Origin of the sequence: Runella defluvii (genome assembly GCF_014195535.1) — a bacterium.
In the GTDB taxonomy this organism is placed as follows: Bacteria; Bacteroidota; Bacteroidia; order Cytophagales; family Spirosomataceae; genus Runella; species Runella defluvii.
Window position 1 is genome coordinate 214,515 of record NZ_JACIBY010000004.1, and the last position, 20,783, is coordinate 235,297.

Consider the following 20,783-nt stretch of genomic DNA (forward strand, 5'->3'; position numbering starts at 1 on the left):
TGCTACTCGGGGTGGTAGTTTTATTTTTTATCACAGTAGCCTTTGTTATCTGTTTTCATATTTTCTCGCCCCCAGTTGTACATACTGTCAATGATGGGGAGCAACGTTTTACCATAGTCAGTGATGGTATATTCTACCCTTGGTGGAATTTCTGGAAAAATTATCCTTTCAATGATTCCATCGGTTTCCAATTCTCTTAGCTGGTTCGTCAACGTTTGCTTACTTATTTCAGTAATATTTTTAAGTAAAATACTATAGCGGTTTCTGTCTGTTCTTATCATGTGAAGAATACTTGGTTTCCATTTCCCACCAATAATATTCATACAATACACCACAGGACAATTCCCTGGTGTAAACTCTTTTGTCTTTCTAACGGCCGTATTTTTCATTAGTCTATTATTTTAGCCTATGTACATATTTTTTGTTTATACAGATTATTTAGGCAAAGGTAATAAATTTGCCCCGTTAGTACTTTAAACAGTTTTTATAATGAAAGCAATACAATACCAAACTTTTGGGGCATCAGATGTGATAGCGTTTAGCGAAGTTGCTCAACCAGAAATCAAAACGCAAGACGATATTTTAATTCAGGTAAAAGCCGCGAGTATCAACCCCTTAGATCTCAAAATTCGTATGGGATATATGCAACAAATATATCCTATTCAATTGCCATTTATCCCTGGACTGGATGCTGCGGGCATTGTGGTGGCCGTGGGCGATAAGGTGCAGAATTTTAAAGTAGGCGACGAAGTAATGGCCGTAACTATGGCGAATGCGTATGCCGAATTTGTCGTTGTGCATCAGCAATTTGTTTCTCACAAGCCGAGTAATCTATCTTTTGAAGAAGCGGCCTCTTTGGCGGTAAACATCGGCACCGCAGAAAATATATTGTTTACTGAAGGGAAATTGGAAAAAGGCCAAAAAGTGTTTATACAGGGAGCGGCTGGTGCAGTAGGTGCTACGATGGTGCAATTAGCAAAAAACCAGGGCCTTTATGTGTATGCCACCGCATCAGGAAAAGGTGTGGAAATGGTGAAAGAATTAGGGGCCGATGAAGTTTTTGATTATAAAACAACGGATATAATTGCACAAAATATTGAAGTAGATTTGGTAGCTGATTGTGCTGGAGGACAATCACAAGCCCAATTGTTTGAGTTGCTTAAAAAAGGGGGGAAATTATTGAGTATTGCAGGAATGCCCTCACCAGAACTAGCCCAGCAACATGGCGTAGAAGCCCGATTTGTATCTGCAAACCTCATGGCTAAAAATCTAGAAAATGGATTGCAGCTTGTGAAAGAAGGTAAAATTAAACCCGTTGTTACCAAAACCTTTCCATTGGAAGCAGCAGCACAAGCCCAAGATTTTCTCGCGGCAGGTGGCGTGAATGGTAAAGTAGTTTTGACGGTAAACTAATTAAGATACTGTTGGGGCGTGGCAAAATACGGCTGAATGATTCCATACAGTCCCTTCGTCAGGTTCCGTACATGGTCATTTGCTCCCCCAAAGCTCCCGCCCCGTTAGTTAACGGAATGGGCAGGGGGGGCACTACCCCCAACCCAAACCCATGCAAACAACCAACAAACAGCTATAAAAGAAAAAAAGCAGGCCCAAGCCTGCTGTGAAACCAGACCGCTGGTGCGGTAGTTGCCAGCTCGACGACTGGGGCGGTACTCCTCAACTCCGTAACAAAAGTAAAAGGTTTGGTGAGTACTCAACGACAGGCTGGTCGCCCGAGTTTCGTTCAATATCGAGCGCTTTCGGGAGCTTCATGGCTTGGCTTTCGGCTACCACGGAACGGCGGTGGTTTTTACATCAAGTTGGCTTTGGCTTTTGCAAGTTTTCCGTCTTTGAAAGTGAAATCAAACATTCCACCGATTTTTCCCTCTGGAAATTCGCCTGTAAATTCAACTTCAATATGCGCTTTGTTGTCACTAATGATTTCTAATTTGACAAGTCGGGTTTGTGTCTTGTAGCCAATGAAATAGCTCTCAAAATAATTCTTTATGCCTGAATGCCCTTTAAAAACTTGCCCTACTGATGGGTCGTCAAGTACCGCATTTTTGTGCCATTTGTCCAAATACTTTTCCGTGTAGTAAGCATTGCTAACAGCAAGCCAATCCTCTAGAAATAATTTAATGTCCATTTTATTTTAATAATTTTTCCGTTTTCGTTAGAAAGTTTTCTACTGCTTTTTCAATGTCAATATCCATTCTATCGGCTAAAACAGTCAGCCACCAAATACATTCACCTAATTTATGTTCAAGTTCAGTGTCTGTATTATTGGCGGGCCAACGTTTTTGTTGCGACATTGTGTGGCGACCAACCAAAGCAGCATCGGTTAAAAATGCCAACGCATCTTCTTCCACCGTCCATTCGCTACCGTGATGTTGTTTTTCTAATTGATGATAGGTTGCTCTAATTTTCTTTGAGCGTTCAATAACTTGTTTGATATCCATTTCTTTTTAATTGAAGGATTGTTTAAATGCTATCGGGGTGAGACTAGTTTTCTTCTTAAATAATCTGTTGAACGATTGTGGCTGTTCAAACCCTAATTGATAGGCTATTTCTGAAACAGATAAACTGGTAGCTGTTAAATACTCTTTTGCTTTTTCAATCAACTTACCATGTATATGTTGTTGTGCATTTTGCCCTGTAAGTGAACGAAGTAAATCACTTAAATAACGTGGAGAAACATTTAATTGCTCTGCTAAATATTCAACGGTTGGTAATCCGTTATTTATTGTTTCTTCCTTATCAAAATACTCGTTTAAAAGTGCCTCCATTTTTGTAAGTAAATCGTTGTTTACTGTTTTTCGGGTAATGAACTGACGTTTGTAAAAACGATTGCTGTAATTGAGTAAAACTTCTATTTGTGAAACCATAACGTCCTGACTAAAATCGTCAATCGTGCTATTCAGCTCCTCTTTTATGTTTTCAAAAACTGAAAAGATGATTTGCTTTTCCTTGTCCGATAAAAACAAGGCTTCGTTTACTGAATATGAAAAAAAACCAAAGTTTTTGATTTTGGTGCCTAGCTGATAATTTCGAATAAAATCAGGGTGGAAAAGCAACGTATAACCTGAATAGTCCTTTTCTTCTTCATTACTTGAAATAACCTGGTTGGGGGAAATAAAAGACAAGCCTCCTTCATCAAAATCGTAATAATTTTGTCCGTATTTTATCTTTCCCGTTAGGCTTTTCTTGTAAGAGATTTTATAAAAATCCAACAACAAGGCGTTGGGTAATTCCTCATAAGGTGTTTTTATATCGGCATAATTTACCAAACTCACCAACGGATGTAAAGGTTTGGGAAAGCCTAAAGCCTTGTGCAATGCCGAAATTGAATTGAATTTTTGTATTGTACTGTCGTCTTTTTTCATTGTTTCAAAGTTACAAAACACGTTAGGAGGTCTTTAATAAATAAACATTTCCTGAATTTTCCTGTATTGGGCTTCTGCTCCAATTTTTTCTCTTTCAGAGTAAAGTGATATTGCGTCTTTACCTGCTATGTAACGCAACTGCTCTTTGTTGTCGTTTGCCGCTTCATAAATTACCGAAGCAACATGTTCCGCTGTTGCAAACTGGCTTATTCTTTCGGCACTGTAACCTTCACTTACTTTTGCCATTAATGTTTGATAGGCTTCATGGTGGCCACCGTCTAACGAACGCCCTGCAAAATCAGTTTGTATTCCGCCCGGTGCAATTGTTTTTACTTTTACTCCGAAATGTGCAAGGTCGTAAGCCAAACTTTCAGAAAAGCCGTCAATGGCAAATTTGGTGGCTGAATAAACCGAACAAGTTGGATAGCCAATCAGTCCGAACATGGAGGTAACGTTGATGAACGTTCCATTTCTCTTTTCACGGAAGTGAGGGATAAATGCCTTAGTTACTCGGATAACGCCTAACAGGTTTGTGTCGATTTGTCGAGTAATTTGTTCATCTGTCAATGCTTCTATTACACCGATTAAGCCGTAACCAGCATTGTTCAATACGACATCAACAGTATATTGTTGTATAACTTTTTGAACGGTGTCTTCAATTTGTGCATTGTCAGTAACGTCCAATTTTAAAATGGTCACATTTTCAAGTTTTGCCAATTCCGTCTCATTCTCAGGTTTTCGCATCGTAGCGATTACATTCCAGCCTTTTGATTGAAATAATTTAGCAGTTGATTTTCCGAGCCCTGCCGATGCCCCAGTAATAAAAATGGTCTTTTGCATATTTTTTGTTTTAAAATTTATGATGCAAAAGTGGGCAGAAGTTGAAACCTGTATGTTGCCAAACTGAGTTAGGTTGTAGCCAAAATGACACTAGTATTTTTTAGTGGGTAATTGTCTTTCTGTTGTTAGTATGGTCGCTCTACCATTGCCGCCTTAAAGTTTCATCGCCCCCCAAATGTTGAAGTTTATACGTCAGTCCCATTGCGACAAAACCCTGCTAGCCGTAGTGCATTGCCCGTCAACACTATCAATTAAATGATTTTCTAAACTCCAAAGGCGAAAGGTTTGTCTTTGTCTTAAATAGTTTATTGAACGATTGTGAGTGCTCAAAGCCTAATTCATACGCAATTTCGCTGATGGAAAGGTCGGTTGTCGATAATTTTTCTTTCGCCTTTTCAATCAGCTTTTCGTGAATGTGTTGCTGCGTGCTTTGTCCAGTGAGCGTTCTTAATAAACTTCCTAAATAACTTGACGAGACATTTAATTGCTCCGCAACGTAGCGTACTGTCGGCAGACCCTTCGAAATCAAATCTTCGCTGTGAAAATAATCCGAAAGCAATTTCTCCAAACGTTCTAAAACCTGATGGTTGGATTTCTCTCGTGTAATAAACTGGCGATTGTAAAATCGTTCGCTGTATCTCAACAAATTTTCAATGTGCGTAATGATGATTTGTTTGCTAAACTTGTCGATGTTGCTTTGGTATTCCTGCTGGATATTTTCAATAATTCCGTTGATTGTTTTTTCTTCTTTTTCAGATAACCACAATGCTTCGTTTGCCGAGTAATCAAAAAAGTCGTATTGCTTGATTGACTTGGCAAGCTGGGTGTTCCAAAAAAAATCGGGATGAATGAGCAACAACCAGCCCGATTGAGTAGGTGCTTCTTTGTCACTTGTTGATAGACTAAAAACCTGACCAGGCGACATAAAAAACATAACACCTCTGTCAAAATCATACTCCTGTTGTCCGTATTTGAGGCTAATATTGGTGCTACGTTTAATGCAAATTGAATAAAAGTCAATGACTACACTCGTCACGTTATTTTCGGCTGGTACGCTTGCCAAATCCACCACACTTATCAATGGGTGTAAGGGCTCTCCAAAAACCCGAAGGCGGTGATATTCGCTTATTGATTTTACTTTTTTGCTTTCTTTCATCCCTGTTTCAACGTAATTGATGATAAGCTTTTGGGAAGTTTAGCCCATTCAGTTTCAAATAAGCTATGAGGAATTGCACCATTTTTACTTGCTTTGAGTAGATATGAAAAACGCAACAGAGATAAGGCAAATGGAATTTTGTCTTCGCTCGATACAATGTATGTAACTGCAACTTTATGTATATACAAGTGTTTTTGCACGATGTTCCTTTGCAGCAATTGAGAAGTTATAGTTTCCCCAAAGACAATATCCAAAGTTCCGTCATCATGTATATGCCCAAACTCTTTATTTTGAACAAAAAACGCTCTCGATACAAAATCGCCGTTTTCTGCACTTGTTTTATTCCATTGCAAAATTACGTTTTCTATTTCGGTTGGTATTTTAGATTTCATTTTTAAAATATTTCTATCAATACTGAATTTCAACATCGCTTCGGTTTACATACATTTCCCAAAATTTAGCTGCCAATATTTTTGGTGAATGTGTCGGACTGTCGGGCCGAATGGAATTATTTACTGTCAATGTACCCACATAAATATTGTCTTTTTTGAGTACTTCGTTCAATTGAAAAGCAAGATTTCGCAACGCGGCTTTTGTTATTGATAATGAACCTACCTGAACGTTGGGATGAAGAGAAAGCCCGCCACCAGTAAACAAAATGGCGCCGTTGGCTGCTTTTAATTGTGGATGCAAGGTTTTCACACAATGAAAAGCATTCGCAACCGACATGTTAAAATCATCGGTTAGGTCGGTGGCATTTTCGTCAATGATGTTTTTGAATTTCATTGCAGCTGCATTGTACAACAGTACCTCTACACCTCCGATTTTTGCGGTCAATTGAATAAGCGCATTTTCTAGCTGCAATGTGTCATAAGCATCTGCAACGGCATATTCGGCAATGACACCTTTTGCTTTAAAATCTTCAACTTGAGCTTTTAGTTTTTCTTCGTTTCTGCTTATCAATCCGATGGAGAAATTATTTTCTGCAAATTTTTCAGCAATAGCCAAACTTAAATTAGGCCCTGCGCCTACGATGATGATGTTCTTGTTCATTGTTTTTCTGTTTTTTTGTTGATGCAAAATTGCAACGACTTCAAAAAACAGATGTAGTCAAAACGACTGATGTTGTAGCCTAAATGAAATAATGGATGGGTTTGGGTCTTTCAGTTCGGGTATTACCGAAGGCGGCGATTTTTTGCACCACACTTAAACAGTAATCCCAATGCTCAAACCTACCCGCTGTCTGCTGAAAAATAAAAAGAGGTGAAGGAAAAATTAACGGATATTTTTCCTAATTCTGCTCAACGAAGATTGGGTAACCCCCAAGTAGGATGCTAAATAGGAAAGCGGAATACGATTTACAAGTTGTGGGTATTTCTCCATAAACTCCAAGTAGCGAGTAGAGGCATCCTCCGAAACCAAGGGACTTCTTCTTTCTATCTTTTGTATTAATGATTTTTTGACGATTTTGTTTACAATACTTTCCCAACCAACAATGGTATTGGCGATGTCTTCCCAATTTTGTTTGGTAAACACAATTAGTTTGCAGTCCGTAACCGCTTGCACATATCCTGAAGAGGGAATTTTGTTATCAAAACTGTCTAAGTCCACAACAAAATTGTTTTCGTCTATAAAATACTTGGTAATTTCTTCGCCTTTGTTGTTATAATAGCAAACCCGAAGAATGCCGTCTAAAACGAACCCAACTTGTTTTGCAATTTTGCCTGCTTCTGAAAAATAATCTTCTTTGCGAAGTACTAACTCCGTTGACTTACTTGAAATGAAGTCAATTTGCTGTTTGTTTAAATTTCCGAATTGCAATAAATAATTGATCAATGCTTCCATCGTTTTATTTCATTTGGCTCATTATCAGTTTGTCAAATAGTTTATCGGAGAGAATTTTTCTGAAAAATAACATCATTTTTGCTCCCGAAGCACCAACATACCTTGTTTTCGGATGATTTGATTCAATGCCTTGTTTGATCAATTCAGCAATGACAATTGGGTCGGCAGCATCTTTTTCTACTGCCGCATACATATTGATCACGCCTTTTGCCAAAGAACTGTAGGCCGTATTGCCCGAAACTCTTGACATGTATTCAGTTCCAAGCCCTGTCATTTCTGATTTTGTGCCGCCAGGTTCAATGACTATTACGTCAATTCCGAACGACTTTACTTCTTTGCGAAGTGCATCACTCAATCCTTCAATAGCAAATTTGCTTGCGTGATACCATACGCCCATTGGCAAGGTTACTTTACCGCCAACCGACGAAATGTTTACGATTTTTCCGTAATTGTTTTTTCGCATAGTGGGCAATACCAATTGGATTAAACGTGCGACACCAAAAACGTTTACTTCCAACTGATATTTTGCGTCGGACATTGGCATATCTTCCAACGCACCGTAATATCCCGAACCTGCATTGTTGATTAAAACGTTAATACTTCCTGCTTCTTTCAAAATTTGTTCAACACAAGCAACAAGGCTTTCTTCTTTAGTAACGTCCAAAGAAATTGGTTTTATGCCGTGTGTTTTTAAGTCTTGCATTTTCTCTGTTCTGCGTGCTGCACCGTAAACGTTGTAACCGTTTTGTGCCAAATAAATTGCTGTTGCTTTTCCAATTCCTGCCGAAGCACCTGTTATTAAAACCGTCTTTGCCATTATTTTATTTTTTACATTATTGATGGTGCAAAATTGGCTCAATAGAAAATGGAACTATTTGTCATTTGGCAAAAAGTGAGTTTTGTGGGGGCGTCCTGTCTTACCACCAACGTTCGAGGCATGTCACAGGGCTGGATTGTTGCTGTGTCCGCCCAGCAACTGAAGCCGATTAGAATTACTGAAGTTGAAGCTAACAACTAAATGCCAAATAGAATTCGGTCAAGCCCGATAGTAGCCGAAAGTAGTAAAGCTGCCGATTGTTATTCCGTCTGCCCGCCATAGGGACAAACCCATGTTGAACAAAACCTTCGGTAGCTATAATCGGACAAAGGGGTTAATTATAAGAGCAATGTAAGCTTAAACTATATCATGGCAAAAACGCTTGTATGTCTTGCGTCCATTCGCTTTTATATTTTGTCAAGTAGTTTTCGTGTCCTGCTTCTTGATAAATTTTTAATGTTTTATGTCCGCCTAAGTTATTGAATAGTTGGTCAATTTCTTCTCTGCTTACTTTTTCGTCTTTTGCTCCATAAAGTAAAAGAGTGGGGCAATTTATTTTCTTGGCGTATTCTGTCGGGTTGTGTCCAAATGCCCAAAACCCGTTTTGTAGGCCACCCCAAAAAACCAAAAGGCCTGCCATTGGAAATGTCGGCGCATTCATCGTTTCAAACCTTGCACAAACTGTCTTATACATAGAACCGAATGGACATTCAATGATGATTCCTTTTGGTTTAATGCCAAAGCTGCTAACAGCTTTCATTGTCGCAACAGAGCCCATTGAGGTTCCAAATAAGTAAATGTTTTGTTCTCCTTTTTCGGTCAAGTAGTCAAAACACGTTTTAACTTGTTCTGCTTCCAAAAATCCGATGGTCGTTTGGTGGCCTTCTGAACCACCTGAACCCATAAAGTCAACAATAAAAGTGTTAAAACCAAGCCCAAGGAAAATGTCTGACTTGTCAATCATTGAAGATTTATTTTCACCAAAACCGTGAAAAAGTATCACTGTCCCCTTCGCATTTTTTGTCTTGATACTCCAACATTCGATCTCTCTGTTGCTTTTGAGCCTGATTGTTTCAAAGTCGCCAGTCGGAGTGGTTACGTTTTCGGGTCTTGGATTACTAACACCCAAAATTAAAGTGTTAATTTTCTGTCCTGTTGATAGCTTTTTCGGGTCTTTGGTTTTTTCAATTTTACTGTCAGCAAAGTGAGTGAACTTGTATGAATGAAAAATCGCAACAATGTTCATCAAAACGAAAATTGCCGTCAAAGCCCAAAGGCTACGTGTTATCCATTTTCTATTTTTTGTCAAGTCGTAATTTGTTTTAGTGTCTGTCTTTTAGGGTTGCCGTTAATGGATACAGCTTGCAACAGTGGTGGAAGTTAGCACTAAACTTCTACAGAAGCAATTCCCTGTAAATAAAAACCAAATTGCCAAAAATGCACAACACCCGCCTGTACAGCAAACCGTTTTTATTGCCATTGGTCTTACGGTTAGTTTTTAAATTTCCACTCCCATACTTCTCCGTCTTCTGGGTCAATAACAACACCAACAAATTCATAACTATTTTTCTTCAAAACTTTTGTCGATGCATTTTCTTCCATAAGAGTTCTTGCCGTTACCCGTCCACGGTAAATTGTCTTCACTTGATGTTTGAAGTTTTATCATTTTCAAGCTTGCCGTCTTAACTATGGCCTTGTCTTTGAAAATCGCAGGCTCTTTTTGTGTGTCTTTATGCAATGACTGCTAACGGACGAGTATTGAAGAAGTGGGGGAACTTGAAAAACGTTTGCTCGAATTAAGCACAGCAGTAAAATAGAACGGCGTTGTTGCATGAATTGAGTAATATATTGAATATCAATTAGTTGTAAAATGATAAAATTTTTATAAATACCTGATATTCAATTGTTTAAAAATATTCACGCAACAAAGCCGTTGGAAAATAAAAAAGCAAAAATAGGACTCTCTCATTTTACAAAGAGAAAGTCCCTGATTAGGCTATTCTTTATTTCGCCACCAATTTGCTAAGGATGTTCCTTCAATTGTAATCCAAGGAATCGAAATTACCGCCGCTAAGCCAACAGTAGCAACTTTACCCATTTGCAAAGCAAGAACTGAGGCAAGTGTCGAGTTTTGAGTACCTACTTCCAATGAAATTGTTCGACATGTGGCCTCATCAAGACCTGTCAATCGTCCGCTCCAATAACCAAATAAGTAGCCGGTAGTATGGTGAATCATACAAGCCAAAAAGAGTAAAGGGCCTGTATTAAGTAAATTATCTCGACCAGATGATACAATTAAGAGAACTATCAACAGCATACCTAACATTGATAAAGTTGGCATGATTGATTGCAACCAAGAAACCCCGTTCCGAATTAATTTATTGACAACCAGCCCTAATATCACAGGAACTATAATAATTTCGAGAACGTGAAGCACCATTTTCATTAAATCAATTTCTATTAGTTGCCCAGCCAATATTTTCATTAAAAGAGGAGTCATCAGGGGAGCAATCAAAGTAGAAACTGTGGCAATTGTAATTGATAATGGTAAGTTTGCCTTAGCTATAAAAGCCATTACATTGGACGTAACCCCCGAAGGTACACAGCCAACTAGGATAAAACCTGCTGCTATTTCGGGTGGAAAACCAAAACTTTTTGCAATAATTACACCTACCATTGGCATAATTGTAAAATGACTTACCAAACCAATTATTACTGCTTTTGGTGTTTTTACTACCCCTTCAAAATCCTTCAAACTCATTTCAGTTCCCATGGAAAACATTATAATTTGAAGTAAAGGCACTACCAAAGTGTTCAGTTTAAAATCTCCAACTTTTTGAAAATATTGTGGATAAAACATACCTAAAGCTACCACTGCAAATGTCCACGAAATAAACGTGGTTTGTTTAAGCTTAGAGTTATTCATTCCTCCAATGGCAAAACAAACCAAAGAGGCAATGATATAAGGACCAATATCTCCTCTGTTATTACCCAAAATCAATATACTTAGGGCAATAAGTCCCAAAATGAAGGAGCAAACGAGCAATAGCCTGAATAAATTTTTCATTTGAAAACAATGATATACTTTCAAGGTAATTGTGTTACCCCTAGCATTTTGAGTCAATAAGGATTAAATGAATAATTATTCGTACAGATTTGGAATAAGTCGTTCGATTTTTTGCAGAAGTGTATGAAAACTGAACATTCCAGCAAGCGGATAACCAGTATCTCGACGCACTTGAAGAGCTGTTTCGCTATCAATTTTTATGGTTGGTGTATTCGTTGATTCAGCTAATATTTGAGCTTGACAACTGCGTTCCATTGTTACAAACCACCAGACAGCTTCTTCTACGCTTTGCCCAACTGTAATAAGTCCATGGTTTTGGAGAATGGCTGCTTTATTTTTACCTAATGCCTGTGCAATCCTTGCACCTTCATCTAATTCACCTGCAACACCTCCAAACTCAGTATAAATGGCATGGTCTTCAAAAAATGCACAGGCGTCTTGAGTAATGGGATCTAAGGTCTTACCCAAACAAGAAAAAGCTTTACCATAAACAGAGTGGGCATGTGCGGCCGCAATAACATCTGGACGAGCTTTGTGTACATTAGAGTGTATGGCAAATGCTGCTTTATTAACCGAATATTTACCTTCTATTACTTGCCCCGAATGATTAACCAATATCAAATCCGACAATTTAACACTCCCGAACTCTATACCAAAAGGATTTACCCAAAAATGGTCGGTATGCTCGGGATCACGAGCCGTTATGTGTCCTGCAACTCCTTCATTAAAGCCAAATTTGTCAAAAATCCGGAACGATGCTATAAGCATTTTCTTGCGGTGTTCACGTGCATCTTCCATAGAATCAAATTCCAAACGAAGTGGAATGCCTTGGGGCATAGGTATTTGAGGAGGTAGGCTTGACTTTTCCATCATTTTTAGTTTTTACAGTTGTTAATTATTTTATCAAGTTGAGTCTTTAAATTATTTATTTCTTCTAAATTAAAATCTGTTAATGCCTTTGCTCTATTTTCAATCACAATCGGGTAAATTTTTTCAATAATTTTATTTCCCTCTTCCGTAATATCCAAGACAAACTTTCTTCTGTCGTTGTTGTTAATTGTGCGTTGTATATACTTTTTTTGGGATAATAATTCAATTATTCTGGTAATAGATGCAAAGTCCTTGAATACCAGCTCTGCAATCTGATTTTGTGAAAGATTTTTATTCTCCTGCAAGGTTTTTAACACTAACCATTGGTCAATCGTAATATCATAGCCATTTTTTAAGATTTGGTTTTGAGCATATTTTCGATAGACCTTAATTGACTTTTCTAAGGTGTAAAAAATTATTTCGTCTATTTTTTCCATGTCGAGTCATTTATTTGATGCAAATATAATTGATATATCAATTAAAATGCAAAAAAACATTAAAATATAATTTTGGGTCAAAATGGAATTAGATAGCATTAACAATAACTCAGCTTTCGAAAATTTCAAACGCATAGTCCACTGCGACATTTTCAATGCGTGGTGAACGTCACACGGTATTTGCTCAAATTTCACTCTGTAAAATACTTCTGTTTGCTTTTTAACGGGGTCACCTTATCACTTCATCCACACCTACACTGTATCATTCCAGGCGGAGGTGTGGATGCCAAGGGTAATTGGCACAACTTGCGGTCAGATGGTAAGTTTTTGTTTGCAGTAAAAGCCATGAGCAAGGTGTTTAGAGCCAAGTATGTAGCTGAGCTGCGCAAAAAATTGGAGATTGACAAAGCCCTTAGAGAGGAGCTGTTTGCCAAAAATTGGATTGTGTATGCCAAGCGACCATTTGGTTCTGCGAAGTCAGTGGTGGAATATCTGGTCGGACCGCCGATGCGGCAGATACACCCATAAAGTATCCATTAGCAACCATCGCATCCAGCAGGTGGATGAGGAATGTGTTACTTTTTCGTACAAAGATTACCGCCAAAATGGTCTTAAAAAGTCCATGTGTTTGAGCCATGCGGAGTTTATCAGGCGTTTTGCTCAGCATATATTGCCCAAACGCTTCGTTAGAATACGACACGCCTCATACATGGGCGTTAGCCAACCCCAAAGCATCCGTCCTGTTAGTTAACGAGATGGGCAGGGGGATTTATGCTCTAACACTAACAAAAACCTATAAAAATGGTGCCTAAACAGCCGTAAAAGCAAAAAGCAGGTCAAAAACCTGCTTTGAAAGTAGTGGCACCTTCGATGATAACTCCATAATAAAAGGAAAAGGGTTTGGTGAGCTCTCACCGCCAGGCTAGCCGCCCGCCCGAGCTTCGTTCAATCCCGAACGCATTCGGGACTTCATGGCTTGGCCTTCGGCCACCACGAAAGCTTAGTTATTACAGGCTGGCGTTCTTGTCTTTCGTGTTTGTTATGTTTTTACAGTAGTATATTTTATATGGTTTTCATATTTATTCGTAAAAAATCTTAACTTTTTTTATTGTAGGCTTGATGATTTTAAGTATCTTTGTCGAAGATGATAACCAAAGAGCAAATAAAAAATACTGGAGCGACCTTTACACCGAAAGAACTTGCAGTTTTTTTGGCTGAAAGAATTGCGTTGTATGCTCAGCTAAAAAATAACCGTGTTCTTGACCCTGCTTGTGGAGAAGGGGAATTATTGATTGCAATGGGCGAAGTCCTGAATGAAAAAGCATTTGACTTTTCGCTAACTGGTTATGACGCTAATGAACAATATTTGAGTTTTGCCAAAGACCGTTTATTTTGTTTTGGAAAGGATAAATCTGATTTAGTTCACGAAGATTTTTTACTATCTGTTGATGTGTCGAGTGCACAAAATACTCCGTCATTATTTGATGAATGTACATCTTCTGTTAATAATTCATTTGATATTGTAATTGCCAATCCTCCTTATGTTCGCACTCAAATTTTAGGAACTGAACAAGCTCAAAGTCTTGCCCGAAAATTTAATTTGAAAGGTAGAGTTGATTTGTACTATCCGTTTCTAATGGCAATGACTGAAAGTTTGAAAGAAGGCGGATTACTTGGTGTAATAACTTCCAATCGTTACCTATCAACTAAAAGTGGCGAAAGCGTAAGAAAGTATTTGTCTGAAAATTATGAAATTTTGGAATTGATAGACTTAGGCGATACGAAATTGTTTGAGGCAGCTGTTTTGCCCGCAATCTTTATCGGGAAAAAGAAGAAACAAAAATCAGCTTCATCTGCAAATTTTATTAAGATTTACGAAGAACTTAACGGTTACAAAGAGAATTTGATTTCTGTGGAATCCGTTTATGATGTTTTAAAAAATAATCAGTCGGGTTACTTTGTAACTGCAAGCGGAAAACGTTATAAAAAATCATCAGGAGCATTAAAATACAAAGTTGGCTCAACAACTTGTTGGGAAATGTTATCAAACAATGAATCGGGGTGGATTGCAAAGATTGATAAGGCTACAAAAAACAGGGTAGAAGATTTTTTTAAGGTAAAAGTTGGAATAAAATCGACTGCGGATAAAGTATTCATCAGCGATAAATGGGAAGAATTAAACGGAACAAAACCCGAAGATGAACTTTTGAAAGAGTTGATTTCACAAGAAAACATTGAACCGTGGAACGCAACGGATAATTTTGAATTGAAAGTCCTTTATCCTCACATTTCAGTAAATGGCGAAAAGCAAACGGTCGATATTGAAAAATACCCAAAAGCAAAAAAATATTTCACACAACACGAAGAAAAATTAAAAGGAAGAAAATATCTGATTGATGCTGGTCGGCAATGGTTTGAATTGTGGGTTCCGCATCGTCCCGACCAATGGAAATATCCTAAACTTGTTTTTCCTGACATAAGTTTAAAGCCTCGTTTTTACTTTGATAATGGCGGAAAAATTGTGAATGGAAATTGCTATTGGATTGTAGCAACAAAAGAATCTGATGTCGAAAAACTTTTCTTGATTCAAGGAGTTGCCAATTCAAAACTAATGACAAAATACCACGATTTGGTGTTTAACAACAAATTATATTCGGGTAGAAGAAGATATTTTACTCAATATGTAGAGAAATACCCGTTACCCGATTTTAATTCAGAAGTTGCAAAAGAAATAATTGTTATCGTCAAAGAGTTAAATCATTCTAACGATAAAGCAGTCATTTCTGATTTGGAAAATCAGTTAGAAATTGCTGTTGCCAAATCGTTTGGAGTTGAACCTGTTTTTACTTTGGATTAAAAACGGATTTTCCATTTTGACTTTCAAAAAACGACATTGCTATCGCTCGCTGGCATTTGTAACTTTCTGCACTCACATAAGAAAACAATTCCCCTAATTTCTCGCCTGGCGAAAGTATAATTCCCTCGATTATTTCCGTTTTTGGGTTTGTCAATGCTATCAAATAACGGACATCAAAAGTTGTCAAGCCTGAATCCTCAATAACAATTTCCTCTTTTTCTGGTGAAAATTTACCCAAATCAACGGTTGGACTATCTTGAACTTTCACTTCCAAAAGTTGATTCCGAATATCAGGAAAAGCTCCATACAAAAGGTCGTTTTCATTTACTTCGTAGCCTAACAATTCAATAACTTTCTTTTCTAATGCTTGTCCTCTATTTTTGGTAGCCGCTGCATCTAATTTGAAACCAATTAGTTTTTCAGCAACCATTTTCTTCAATAAACTAATAGAAAACAAATTTTGAATACTCGGTTCTTCTACCATTCCCGATTTTGGTGGTTCGTAATCGTGTCGAATTTGATAAGAGAGTTTTTTAGAATCTGGGAATGAAAGGATTTTATCTTCTCGTTCGTAAATTTCTTTTCTTACTTTACCTGAAATTAAAAGTTGGTGTTTAATTGTAGGCTTACCAAACTTGCCAAATTTCTGTTCAATGTATTGAGGAGTAAGAATAATAACCGAAGCAATTTTGTTGTTTTCAGTATCAATTCTAACAAAAACAAAACGGACATCAGTACATTTCAGACTTTCGCCCGATTCGTATTTTACCAATAATGTTTCCGTTGCTGGAATTCTATTCCAAACTTGCAGATTGTATGATGTTCCACTTGTAACGATATATGTGTCAATAAATTCACGAGCAATTTTAGGAACGCCTTTCGCTTTTGGCGGTACAATTTCAAATTGTCCTTGTTCGGCTAATTCGGGTAATGAATGTTTTTCTAAAGTCGAAGCGATCAGTTTACGAATATTTGAGCCGTCTGTTCTCGTTTTACTTGTTAATGTGAATGGTTGTCTAACTAATTCAGAAAAGTATTCTGCTAATGTTTCTGATTTAGTCAGCATTGCAACTGACTTTGGTGGAATTTTAAAATTTTTATTCATTCTTCAATATTTAATAAAACGGGGACTTTTGTTTTTAAGGCTTTTGCGATTTTTCGTAGATTGATGACGGAGATATTCCTTTCGCCTCTTTCAACAGAACCGATATATGTTCTGTCAAGCTCGCATTCAAAAGCTAATTTTTCTTGAGATAAGTCGGCTTCGGTACGAAGCTCTCGTATTTGGTTTCCTATTCGTTCTAAATAGGCTTTTTCATCTTTAGAATATGTTGTAGCCATTTCCTGTTATTTGGGTACAAATAACTGAAATAGATGTAAATAAGTCCACGGACTATGAGTATCAAAAAGAAGATATATAAAATAGATTGTTTTGAAACTTTTTGGGAGGAAAGATTGGTCAGGTTACAGCGAAACTGTCTTTTTTTACCGTGAATGTTGAGGTTGTCAGGGTCATCCTACGCTTGCCTGTAACTCTCAAATATACGAAAGTTTTGTAGTAGTTTTTGTATTTATTTGACTTTTGTCAAGATTACATTGTACTTATGATGTAGTACTTTATGTATTGTTGTTGACTTTTTCAAAGACTAAATTGAACTTTTCTTGTCGTACTTTGTGTGTTGTTGAATACCTGTAAGGTTAAACCAAATGTAAAAAATGGTTTTCAAAAAGCCAAATTACTCCTCCTTTTTTAAATTTAAAGCGTCAAATGGGCTTTTGATGTTTTCGATTGTACGCTTACTCACGTGCGTATAACGCAATGTAGTTTTGAGGTCGTTATGCCCTAACAGTTCTTGAATCAGTTTGGTATCGGTACCTGCCTCGTGCAAGTGAGTAGCATGGGGTATAAAGTGGCATTGTTTAAACCTCACATACTGGTTGTTGTATAAGATGTTTTGAGTAAAAATAGGAAGCATCAAGTACATTTAACACCTTCTTTCTCCTACCTTCGCAGCAGATTTTATCAGTAAACTTTGAGCACGTATGCAAAGCGTTCGTTCTACTTCTCAACCCATCAGAATCGTCACGGCGGCGAGTCTCTTTGATGGCCACGATGCCGCCATCAACATCATGCGCCGCCTCATGCAAGCCTCTGGGGCGGAAGTGATTCACTTGGGACATAATCGTTCGGTACAGGAGATTGTGGAGTGTGCCATCCAAGAAGACGCGCACGGCATCGCCATCACCAGCTACCAAGGGGGGCACGTGGAGTTTTTTAAGTACATGTACGACCTTCTGCAAGAACAAGGGGCAGGACATATCAAGATTTTTGGAGGTGGAGGGGGGACTATTTTACCCTCCGAAATCGCCGAGCTGCACGCCTACGGCATCACCCGCCTCTATTCGCCCGACGATGGCCGTGCTATGGGGTTACAGGGAATGATTGATGATTTGTTAAAGAACTGCGATTTTCCCTTGGTTGATAGTCAACAGTCCATAGCCCATGGAATAAAAATAACTAAAAACCAACAGATTGCCAGAGCTATTACTGAAGCCGAATATTCCCTCCATTCTTCCTTTTTTCTCACTCCAGACTCCTCGCTTCTGACTCCTGTTTTGGGTATCACTGGTACGGGAGGGGCAGGAAAATCGTCGTTGGTGGACGAACTCATCCGACGATTTTTGCTCGATTTTGAAGATAAAACGTTGGCTGTTATTTCGGTAGATCCCTCCAAACGCAAAACGGGTGGGGCTTTGCTCGGCGACCGCATTCGGATGAACTCCCTGCACCCCGACATCGCCAAAGGACGGGTCTATATGCGTTCGCTAGCTACGCGCCAATCCAATTTGTCGCTGAGTCGGCACGTACAAGATGCCATTGATATTTGCAAAGCGGCTCATTTTGACCTAATTATCGTTGAAACTTCGGGCATTGGCCAGTCCGATACCGAAATTACCGAACATTCCGACGTCTCGCTGTACGTGATGACGGCGGAGTACGGCGCGGCTACGCAGTTGGAAAAAATCGACATGCTCGATTTCGCCGACCTCATTGCCATCAATAAATTCGACAAACGTGGCTCGCTCGACGCCCTGCGCGACGTGCGCAAACAATACCGCCGCAATCATAACCTCTGGGATGTCCCCGACGACCAACTTCCCATCTTTGGCACCATGGCCAGTCAGTTCAACGACGAAGGTATGAACACGCTCTATGCCAAGGTGTTGGAGTTGCTGGAGGGCAAGGGGCAAGGAGCAAGGGGCGAAGGGCAAGGGGCAAAGGGTAGAGTGGAAAGTGCAAATGGGCAAGAGGCGAGTGGTAAAGGGCAATGGGTAAAGGGGGATAGAAAAAGCAAAAATTCGTCATTCGTCACTCGTCCCTCGTCATTCGGCATCATTCCCTCCGACCGCGTGCGGTATTTGGCCGAAATTGTGGAAAATGCCCGTGCGTATGAGCAGTTTGTCAACGACCAATGCGCCATTGCGCGGCAGTTGTACCAGTTGGACGGTACGCTCAAAACGTTGTCAACGCTTCCAAATTTTGACAAATTGGAAGATTTTAAAGCCATCTATGGCGATTTGGAAGCTCGTTTGCATTATGACTGCAAACGCTTACTCGAACAGTGGCCCGAAACGGTCAAAAAATACCGCGCTGAAAAGTACCAGTTCAAAGTCCGTGACCGTATCATCGAACAAGACCTGTGGCACGAAACCCTTTCGCACCTCAAAATCCCCAAAATAGCCTTGCCCAAGTACCACGATTGGGGCGATATTTTACGGTGGTTGCTGACCGAAAACGTCCCTGGCGAATACCCCTATACGTCGGGTGTGTTTCCGCTCAAACGTGAGGGCGAAGATCCTACGCGGATGTTTGCGGGAGAAGGTGGCCCCGAACGCACCAACCGCCGTTTCCATTACGTCTCCAAAGGGATGCCCGCCAAACGCCTGTCCACGGCCTTCGATTCGGTGACGCTCTACGGCGAGGATCCCGACCTACGCCCCGACATTTACGGGAAAGTAGGGAACTCAGGCGTGAGTGTCTGCACCCTCGATGATGCCAAAAAACTATACAGTGGCTTTGACCTCTGCGACCCCAACACCTCGGTGTCGATGACCATCAACGGCCCCGCACCTATTGTCTTGGCGTTTTTCCTAAATGCGGCCATTGATCAGCAGTGTGAGAAGTACCTGCAAAACCCCACCCTCGGTCCCTCCCCTGTAGGGAGGGAGGTAATAGGGGAACAAAAATCCCCCTCGCCTGAAAGGAGAGGGGCTAGGGGTGAGGTTGCCTACCAAGGTGAGGTTCCCGAAGGCAACAACGGCCTCGGGTTGGCGCTCCTCGGCGCGACGGGCGACCAAGTGCTGCCTACCGACGTCTATCAAAGAATCAAAGCCGATACCCTGCGTCAAGTACGCGGAACGGTACAAGCTGACATTTTGAAAGAAGACCAAGCGCAGAACACTTGCATCTTTAGCACCGAGTTTGCGCTCAAACTGATGGGCGACATTCAGCAGTATTTTATTGAAAATCAAGTTCGAAATTTCTATTCGGTGTCGATTTCGGGTTACCACATTGCGGAGGCGGGAGCTAATCCTATTTCGCAGCTGGCGTTTACATTGTCCAATGGTTTTACCTTTGTGGAATACTACCTCAGTCGTGGTATGCACATCGACGATTTTGCGCCTAACTTGTCGTTTTTCTTCTCCAACGGAATGGACCCTGAATACACCGTTTTGGGGCGCGTAGCGCGGCGGATTTGGGCCAAAGCCATGAAAAACAAGTACAAAGGCAACGACCGTAGTCAAAAACTCAAGTACCACATTCAGACGTCGGGGCGGAGTTTGCACGCGCAAGAGATAGCATTCAACGACATTCGAACGACCTTGCAAGCGTTGTTGGCGATTTATGACAACTGCAACTCGTTGCACACCAACGCCTACGACGAGGCCATCACGACTCCTACGGAAGAAAGCGTGCGTCGGGCGATGGCGATACAATTGATTATCAACCGCGAGTTTGGGTTGACCAAAAACGAAAACCCACTGCAAGGAGCGTTTATTGTAGAAGAATTGACTGACTTGGTAGAGGAAGCCGTTTACCAAGAGTTTTTGAGCATCAACGAACGTGGGGGAGTGTTGGGGGCGATGGAACGCATGTACCAACGCAGCAAAATACAAGAGGAGTCGATGTACTACGAAATGCAGAAGCACACGGGGGCGTTGCCGATTATCGGGGTTAATACATTTTTGGACGAAAAAGGCTCTCCCACGACACTCCCCGCTGAAATCATCCGCTCGACCGACGACGAAAAACAATACGCCGTTGCGTCGAGAAAAGCGTTTCAGCAGCGCAACGAAGCCCAAGCCAAGGCCGCATTGGCGACGCTACAACAAGTGGCGTTGCAAGGCGGTAATTTGTTTGAATGCTTAATGGAGACGGTGAAAGTATGCACGCTCGGCCAAATTTCGGCGGCCTTGTACCAAGTAGGAGGCCAGTACCGCCGAAATATGTGA

The 20,783-nt window shown here is 39.9% G+C and carries 21 protein-coding genes and 1 pseudogene; 4 read left to right on the forward strand and 18 right to left on the reverse strand.

All coding sequences use genetic code 11. The annotated features are described in order from the left end of the window. Positions 1-20: 20 nt before the first annotated feature. Positions 21-389, reverse strand: a complete 369-nt coding sequence (locus FHS57_RS11200; RefSeq protein WP_122931774.1) for a winged helix-turn-helix transcriptional regulator — start codon at positions 387-389, stop codon at positions 21-23. A 100-nt stretch (positions 390-489) separates the two neighbouring features. Here FHS57_RS11200 and FHS57_RS11205 point away from each other — a divergent pair, with 100 nt between their 5' ends. Beyond that, complete coding sequence (locus FHS57_RS11205; protein WP_183973568.1) at positions 490-1,413, forward strand: NADP-dependent oxidoreductase; 924 nt, start codon at positions 490-492, stop codon at positions 1,411-1,413. Positions 1,414-1,807: 394 nt separating this feature from the next. Here the strand turns inward: FHS57_RS11205 and FHS57_RS11210 are convergent, their stop codons facing one another. From FHS57_RS11210 to FHS57_RS11275, 14 genes are all read right to left on the reverse strand, one after another. Continuing rightward, on the reverse strand, positions 1,808-2,143 hold the full coding sequence (locus tag FHS57_RS11210) for a nuclear transport factor 2 family protein (protein WP_183973570.1): 336 nt from the start codon (positions 2,141-2,143) through the stop codon (positions 1,808-1,810). A gap of 1 nt (position 2,144) precedes the next feature. Then, positions 2,145-2,456: a nucleoside triphosphate pyrophosphohydrolase family protein gene (locus tag FHS57_RS11215; protein WP_183973572.1), complete on the reverse strand. Its 312-nt coding sequence runs from the start codon at positions 2,454-2,456 to the stop codon at positions 2,145-2,147. 6 nt (positions 2,457-2,462) lie between these two features. Beyond that, a complete protein-coding gene (locus FHS57_RS11220) occupies positions 2,463-3,380 on the reverse strand; it encodes a helix-turn-helix domain-containing protein (protein ID WP_183973574.1) in 918 nt (305 codons plus the stop codon). A 33-nt stretch (positions 3,381-3,413) separates the two neighbouring features. Then, the gene (locus FHS57_RS11225) at positions 3,414-4,220 is read right to left on the reverse strand and encodes an SDR family oxidoreductase (RefSeq protein WP_183973576.1); all 807 of its coding nucleotides are present in this window, start codon (positions 4,218-4,220) and stop codon (positions 3,414-3,416) included. Between the two features lie 247 nt (positions 4,221-4,467). Further along, positions 4,468-5,376: a helix-turn-helix domain-containing protein gene (locus FHS57_RS11230; RefSeq protein ID WP_183973578.1), complete on the reverse strand. Its 909-nt coding sequence runs from the start codon at positions 5,374-5,376 to the stop codon at positions 4,468-4,470. After that, the gene (locus FHS57_RS11235; protein ID WP_183973580.1) at positions 5,373-5,768 is read right to left on the reverse strand and encodes a luciferase domain-containing protein; all 396 of its coding nucleotides are present in this window, start codon (positions 5,766-5,768) and stop codon (positions 5,373-5,375) included. Before FHS57_RS11235 ends, FHS57_RS11230 begins: the two co-directional genes overlap by 4 nt. 16 nt (positions 5,769-5,784) lie before the next feature. Further along, positions 5,785-6,429, reverse strand: coding sequence for an SDR family NAD(P)-dependent oxidoreductase (locus FHS57_RS11240; protein ID WP_183973582.1), 645 nt, complete (start codon positions 6,427-6,429; stop codon positions 5,785-5,787). Positions 6,430-6,651: 222 nt separating this feature from the next. Then, complete coding sequence (locus FHS57_RS11245; RefSeq protein WP_183973584.1) at positions 6,652-7,221, reverse strand: Crp/Fnr family transcriptional regulator; 570 nt, start codon at positions 7,219-7,221, stop codon at positions 6,652-6,654. 4 nt (positions 7,222-7,225) lie between these two features. Next, a complete protein-coding gene (locus FHS57_RS11250; protein WP_183973586.1) occupies positions 7,226-8,038 on the reverse strand; it encodes an oxidoreductase in 813 nt (270 codons plus the stop codon). 367 nt (positions 8,039-8,405) lie between these two features. Then, entirely contained in the window at positions 8,406-9,347 is a 942-nt protein-coding gene (locus FHS57_RS11255) for an alpha/beta hydrolase (protein ID WP_221225606.1), read from the reverse strand. Between the two features lie 182 nt (positions 9,348-9,529). Beyond that, positions 9,530-9,682 (reverse strand): hypothetical protein, encoded by a 153-nt coding sequence (locus FHS57_RS11260; RefSeq protein ID WP_183973588.1) that lies wholly within the window; start codon positions 9,680-9,682, stop codon positions 9,530-9,532. A 352-nt stretch (positions 9,683-10,034) separates the two neighbouring features. Continuing rightward, positions 10,035-11,105: a bile acid:sodium symporter family protein gene (locus FHS57_RS11265; RefSeq protein WP_183973590.1), complete on the reverse strand. Its 1,071-nt coding sequence runs from the start codon at positions 11,103-11,105 to the stop codon at positions 10,035-10,037. Between the two features lie 75 nt (positions 11,106-11,180). Further along, on the reverse strand, positions 11,181-11,978 hold the full coding sequence (locus tag FHS57_RS11270) for a class II aldolase/adducin family protein (RefSeq protein WP_221225607.1): 798 nt from the start codon (positions 11,976-11,978) through the stop codon (positions 11,181-11,183). Between the two features lie 2 nt (positions 11,979-11,980). After that, entirely contained in the window at positions 11,981-12,412 is a 432-nt protein-coding gene (locus FHS57_RS11275; RefSeq protein ID WP_183973592.1) for a MarR family winged helix-turn-helix transcriptional regulator, read from the reverse strand. Between the two features lie 225 nt (positions 12,413-12,637). Between FHS57_RS11275 and FHS57_RS31770 the strand changes: the two are divergent. Together FHS57_RS31770 and FHS57_RS11290 are read left to right on the forward strand one after the other, a co-directional pair. Beyond that, positions 12,638-13,124 (forward strand): annotated as a pseudogene (locus FHS57_RS31770) (IS91 family transposase); the annotation flags it as partial. 432 nt (positions 13,125-13,556) lie between these two features. Further along, complete coding sequence (locus tag FHS57_RS11290) at positions 13,557-15,269, forward strand: N-6 DNA methylase family protein (protein ID WP_183973597.1); 1,713 nt, start codon at positions 13,557-13,559, stop codon at positions 15,267-15,269. Here the strand turns inward: FHS57_RS11290 and FHS57_RS11295 are convergent. The 3 genes from FHS57_RS11295 to FHS57_RS11305 all read right to left on the reverse strand — a co-directional run bounded on the left by FHS57_RS11295 (position 15,256) and on the right by FHS57_RS11305 (position 17,254). Continuing rightward, positions 15,256-16,374 carry a nuclease gene (locus tag FHS57_RS11295; protein WP_183973599.1) on the reverse strand — a complete coding sequence of 373 codons (1,119 nt, stop codon included), beginning with the start codon at positions 16,372-16,374 and terminating at the stop codon, positions 15,256-15,258. The two genes, FHS57_RS11290 and FHS57_RS11295, sit on opposite strands and share 14 nt — an antisense overlap. Then, positions 16,371-16,610 carry a helix-turn-helix transcriptional regulator gene (locus tag FHS57_RS11300; RefSeq protein ID WP_183973601.1) on the reverse strand — a complete coding sequence of 80 codons (240 nt, stop codon included), beginning with the start codon at positions 16,608-16,610 and terminating at the stop codon, positions 16,371-16,373. Before FHS57_RS11300 ends, FHS57_RS11295 begins: the two co-directional genes overlap by 4 nt. Positions 16,611-17,005: 395 nt before the next feature. Beyond that, positions 17,006-17,254, reverse strand: coding sequence for a tyrosine-type recombinase/integrase (locus FHS57_RS11305; RefSeq protein WP_183973603.1), 249 nt, complete (start codon positions 17,252-17,254; stop codon positions 17,006-17,008). 58 nt (positions 17,255-17,312) lie between these two features. Between FHS57_RS11305 and FHS57_RS11310 the strand changes: the two genes are divergently transcribed. Next, the gene (locus FHS57_RS11310; protein ID WP_183973605.1) at positions 17,313-20,783 is read left to right on the forward strand and encodes a methylmalonyl-CoA mutase family protein; all 3,471 of its coding nucleotides are present in this window, start codon (positions 17,313-17,315) and stop codon (positions 20,781-20,783) included.

Coding starts and splice junctions, on each gene's coding strand:
- FHS57_RS11235 (WP_183973580.1), bottom strand. CDS start 5,768: ATGAAATCTAAAATACCAACCGAAATAGAAAACGTAATTTTGCAATGG.
- FHS57_RS11215 (WP_183973572.1), bottom strand. CDS start 2,456: ATGGATATCAAACAAGTTATTGAACGCTCAAAGAAAATTAGAGCAACC.
- FHS57_RS11275 (WP_183973592.1), bottom strand. CDS start 12,412: ATGGAAAAAATAGACGAAATAATTTTTTACACCTTAGAAAAGTCAATT.
- FHS57_RS11240 (WP_183973582.1), bottom strand. CDS start 6,429: ATGAACAAGAACATCATCATCGTAGGCGCAGGGCCTAATTTAAGTTTG.
- FHS57_RS11210 (WP_183973570.1), bottom strand. CDS start 2,143: ATGGACATTAAATTATTTCTAGAGGATTGGCTTGCTGTTAGCAATGCT.
- FHS57_RS11300 (WP_183973601.1), bottom strand. CDS start 16,610: ATGGCTACAACATATTCTAAAGATGAAAAAGCCTATTTAGAACGAATA.
- FHS57_RS11200 (WP_122931774.1), bottom strand. CDS start 389: ATGAAAAATACGGCCGTTAGAAAGACAAAAGAGTTTACACCAGGGAAT.
- FHS57_RS11225 (WP_183973576.1), bottom strand. CDS start 4,220: ATGCAAAAGACCATTTTTATTACTGGGGCATCGGCAGGGCTCGGAAAA.
- FHS57_RS11250 (WP_183973586.1), bottom strand. CDS start 8,038: ATGGCAAAGACGGTTTTAATAACAGGTGCTTCGGCAGGAATTGGAAAA.
- FHS57_RS11305 (WP_183973603.1), bottom strand. CDS start 17,254: ATGTACTTGATGCTTCCTATTTTTACTCAAAACATCTTATACAACAAC.
- FHS57_RS11205 (WP_183973568.1), top strand. CDS start 490: ATGAAAGCAATACAATACCAAACTTTTGGGGCATCAGATGTGATAGCG.
- FHS57_RS11265 (WP_183973590.1), bottom strand. CDS start 11,105: ATGAAAAATTTATTCAGGCTATTGCTCGTTTGCTCCTTCATTTTGGGA.
- FHS57_RS11245 (WP_183973584.1), bottom strand. CDS start 7,221: ATGGAAGCATTGATCAATTATTTATTGCAATTCGGAAATTTAAACAAA.
- FHS57_RS11220 (WP_183973574.1), bottom strand. CDS start 3,380: ATGAAAAAAGACGACAGTACAATACAAAAATTCAATTCAATTTCGGCA.
- FHS57_RS11270 (WP_221225607.1), bottom strand. CDS start 11,978: ATGATGGAAAAGTCAAGCCTACCTCCTCAAATACCTATGCCCCAAGGC.
- FHS57_RS11310 (WP_183973605.1), top strand. CDS start 17,313: ATGCAAAGCGTTCGTTCTACTTCTCAACCCATCAGAATCGTCACGGCG.
- FHS57_RS11230 (WP_183973578.1), bottom strand. CDS start 5,376: ATGAAAGAAAGCAAAAAAGTAAAATCAATAAGCGAATATCACCGCCTT.
- FHS57_RS11295 (WP_183973599.1), bottom strand. CDS start 16,374: ATGAATAAAAATTTTAAAATTCCACCAAAGTCAGTTGCAATGCTGACT.
- FHS57_RS11290 (WP_183973597.1), top strand. CDS start 13,557: ATGATAACCAAAGAGCAAATAAAAAATACTGGAGCGACCTTTACACCG.